Origin of the sequence: Hyphomonas oceanitis SCH89, assembly GCF_000685295.1 — a bacterium.
Lineage (GTDB): Bacteria > Pseudomonadota > Alphaproteobacteria > Caulobacterales > Hyphomonadaceae > Hyphomonas > Hyphomonas oceanitis.
On sequence record NZ_ARYL01000173.1, the window covers coordinates 1 to 429 of the forward strand.

Sequence of the window (429 nt, forward strand, 5' to 3'; positions counted from 1 at the left end):
GGCACCTGCATCCAGCCCGGTCGCCAGTCGGAATTAGGCTTGCATCCATTGCCAATGATCCGACTCTCAATGAGCGCCTTCTGTACTTTGGCCGTATCGGTGACGCAGGTTGCCGCCAAAGACTCAGACCCGATATCGGCCACCATCGCATTGATCGCCCGCTTGTCGCGGCAGAGGTCGAAGAAGGCCGGTTCCGGTTTCCAGCAGGCTGACAGGTCCGTCTCGCAAACGTGCAGAACGGCCTCCACGACCGGCCCGCCCGCTTCCAGTATCTCAGCCATGGTAAAGGCCAGAACCTCACCCACTTCCGCGTCCGACATGGCGAGCAAGGCGGCGAAGATTTCGCAAAGGCGATAAGCGTCGCCATTGCGTCGGGCCTCTCCAGAGACGCCCAATGCCGCAAACAGGTTGGCAACGTGCTCCCGTTTC

At 60.8% G+C, this 429-nt stretch carries 1 pseudogene; it reads right to left on the minus strand.

What is annotated here, in order from left to right:
* Positions 1–429 (minus strand): annotated as a pseudogene (locus tag HOC_RS22500) (ParB/RepB/Spo0J family partition protein); the annotation flags it as partial.